This is a genomic window from Puia sp. (assembly GCF_036500295.1).
GTDB lineage: Bacteria > Bacteroidota > Bacteroidia > Chitinophagales > Chitinophagaceae > Puia.
In genome coordinates this window covers 1-3,407 of record NZ_DASYCH010000129.1, presented here as the reverse complement: position 1 = coordinate 3,407, position 3,407 = coordinate 1, and the positions used below count along the sequence as shown (strand labels likewise).

The window sequence follows — 3,407 nt, the reverse complement described above, 5'->3', positions numbered from 1 at the left end:
GCTGCAAATTCCGCAACAGCTTCGAAAAACCCGAACCACTCGTGCCGGGACAGGTGACGGAAGTGGCCTTCGATATCAACGAGATCGATCATACCTTTAAAAAAGGACATCGCCTCATGGTACAGGTGCAGAGCAGTTGGTTCCCCCTGGTGGACCGGAACCCCCAGACCTTCGTGAACATCCCCACCTGCACGGCGGCGGACTTCCAAAAGGCCAATATCCGCATCTACCATGACGGCGCCCATCCTTCGGGGATCATCCTGCCCGTGCTAAAATAAGTAAACCTTATATTCGTCACATGAGCAAATACCTGCGAACACTTTTCGCATCCGCCATCTTTTGCGCCTGCATCTGTTCGGGCCTGTCATCTGTTGCCCAACAACCCGCCATCATCCCCCAACCCGTCAGCGCCACCTGGCAACAGGGAAGCTTCCCCATCAATCCCAACACGGTCCTTATCACGGACGGATCAGATGACCGTTCCGTGGATTTTTTTAACCGATATCTCGAACAGATCTACGGATATCGCCTGCGGGTGATCCGCTCAGGGGTGGTCCCGGCAAACAATTATATCCGGCTCTTCACAAGCCCCGGTGTTCAGCCAGACCCCAATGCAGGTACAGGCCTCGTTGCTCCTTCTCCCGCGATCGAGGGCGGTTATATCCTCCAGTCATCTCCGGAGGCCATCAATATTAGCGGCGAAACCCATTCCGGCATTTTCTACGGCGTCCAGACCCTGATCCAACTGCTCCCGGTTGGCCCCTTCGCGATCGACGGAGGCAACCCCGTCGTACGTGCCCCCGGCAATAAACTTTCGATCCCCTGCGTCCATATCGAAGACTACCCCCGCTTCGCCTACCGCGGACTCCATCTCGACGTAGGCCGTCATTTCTTCTCCGTGGATTTTGTAAAACGATATATCGACTTTATCGCGCTGCATAAAATGAACGAGTTCCACTGGCACCTCACCGAAGACCAGGGCTGGCGGATCGAAATAAAAAAATATCCCCGCCTGACCGGGATCGGCTCCTGCCGCAGCGGCACTATCATCGGCCATAACCCCGGCACCGGCAACGACAGCACCCCGCATTGCGGCTTTTATACCCAGGACGAGATCGGGGAGGTCGTGAAGTATGCAGCCGACCGTTATATCACCGTCATCCCCGAGATCGAATTGCCGGGTCACGCTTCCGCCGCACTCGCCGCCTATCCCTGGCTGGGCTGCACAGGCGGGCCCTACCAGGTAAAACAATCCTGGGGCGTTTTTAAGGATGTCTATTGCGCAGGCAACGACAGCGTTTTCCAGTTCCTCGAAGATGTACTGGACGAAGTGATGGCGCTCTTCCCCTCTAAGTTGATCCATATCGGAGGAGATGAATGCCCGAAAGATAGCTGGAAGGTCTGCCCCAAATGCCAGAAACGGATCAAGGACCTCGGGCTAAAAGACGAGGCCGGCCTGCAAAGTTATTTTGTACAACGGATCGAAAAATTTATCAATTCCAAAGGCCGGCAGATCATCGGCTGGGACGAGATCCTCGAAGGCGGTCTCGCACCCAACGCCACAGTCATGAGCTGGCGCGGAGAAAAAGGAGGCATCGAGGCAGCCCGCCAAAACCATGACGTGATCATGACTCCCGGCGAGTATGTCTATTTCGATCACTCGCAATTGCAGAACGATGATTCCCTGACGATCGGCGGTTACCTGCCCTTGAAAAAAGTATACCAATATGAACCGGTGCCACCCGGTCTCACACCCGAACAGGCGCAACATATCCGGGGCGCACAGGCCAATGTATGGACAGAATATATGACGAACCCCCGAAAGGTGGAATATATGCTCTTCCCCCGGTTGAGCGCCTTGTCGGAGGTCCTGTGGAGCCCGAAGGAGACCCGCAACTGGCCGGACTTTGAGCGGCGGCTCCAAACCCAATACCAACGCTATGCCCTCTGGCATTCCAATTACTACCGGGCCTATATGCCCCCGGCGGATACCCTTGTCCGCGAGAAGCTTGGACAATGGCAGGACAGCAAGTTCGGGCTCCTGATGCACTGGGGAACCTATAGCCAATGGGGTATCGTGGAAAGCTGGAGCATCTGCCCCGAAGACGAAGGATGGACGGTCCGTAAAGGCCCCTACTCCGCCGACTACCACGAATACGTAAAAGCATACGAACACCTCCAGACAACGTTCAACCCTACGCGCTTCGACCCCGCAAAATGGGCCGCTGCAGCCAAAGAGGCCGGCATGAAATACGTCGTCTTTACCACCAAACACCACGATGGCTTCTGTATGTTCGACACCAAACAGACCGACTACAAAGTCACGTCCTCCTTGTCACCCTTTTCCACAAACCCCCGAAGCAATATCGCCAAAGAGATCTTCGACGCCTTCCGCAAACAGGACTTTATGATCGGCGCCTATTTCTCCAAACCCGACTGGCACAGCGAGAATTATTGGTGGCCCTATTTCCCGCCAAAGGACAGAAATGTCAATTACGACCCCGCCAAATACCCGGAGCGCTGGAAGGCTTTCAAAGACTACACCTACAACCAGATCGAAGAACTGATGACCGGCTACGGCAAAATGGACCTCCTCTGGCTCGACGGCGGATGGGTACGGCCGTTATCTTCCGTCAATCCTGCCATCGACTGGCAAAAGAAAATCCCCTTTGACCAGGATATCGATATGCCCCGGATCGCGGCGATGGCCCGGAAGAATCAGCCAGGACTCATCATCGTCGATCGGAGCGTGCCAGGAGAATTCGAGAATTATACCACCCCCGAACAGACGATTCCTCAACATCCCATGGAAGACCCCTGGGAAACCTGCCTCACCATGGGCAACTCCTGGAGCTATGTTCCCCACGATCATTATAAATCCACTACACAACTCGTCCAGTTGCTGATAAAGATCGTCTCCCGCGGCGGTAATTTTCTGCTGAATGTCGGCCCCTCTCCCGAAGGCGACTGGGATGATACGGCCTATGCCCGCCTGAAAGAAATAGGCGAATGGATGAAGATCAACGGGGAAGGCATCTATAATAGCAGGCCGCTGCGTCCCTGGTCCTCCGGCAATGTGTATCTCACGCAGTCAAAGGACGGAGCCACCCAATATGCCTTTTACCTCGGCGAAGACAAGGACGTCACCCTCCCCGCGGAAATAACGATCGACCGGCTGACACCTTCCAAAAAGAGCCACGTTAGCCTATTGGGCGTTAAAGGAACACTCAAATGGAAACAGGAGGGAAGGAAGATGGTGATCATCATCCCCCCCTCGCTGCAACATAAAATAATCGGCCAGCATGCGGTCCTCTTCCGGATCGGATAATATTTCCCGTAATTATTTATCCCACCAGACACGGGACGTCATTCTATCGCCATCCGTCAGACCCGAAACGGCTGCATTG

At 54.8% G+C, this 3,407-nt stretch carries 2 protein-coding genes; both read left to right on the top strand.

Annotated elements, in window-relative coordinates; genetic code table 11:
• Positions 1-278, top strand: a 278-nt coding sequence (locus tag VGM48_RS23740) for a CocE/NonD family hydrolase C-terminal non-catalytic domain-containing protein (protein ID WP_331583248.1), incomplete at its 5' end; no start/stop codon positions are given.
• Positions 279-298: 20 nt separating this feature from the next.
• Complete coding sequence (locus VGM48_RS23735) at positions 299-3,328, top strand: family 20 glycosylhydrolase (protein ID WP_331583246.1); 3,030 nt, start codon at positions 299-301, stop codon at positions 3,326-3,328.
• Positions 3,329-3,407: the final 79 nt, after the last annotated feature.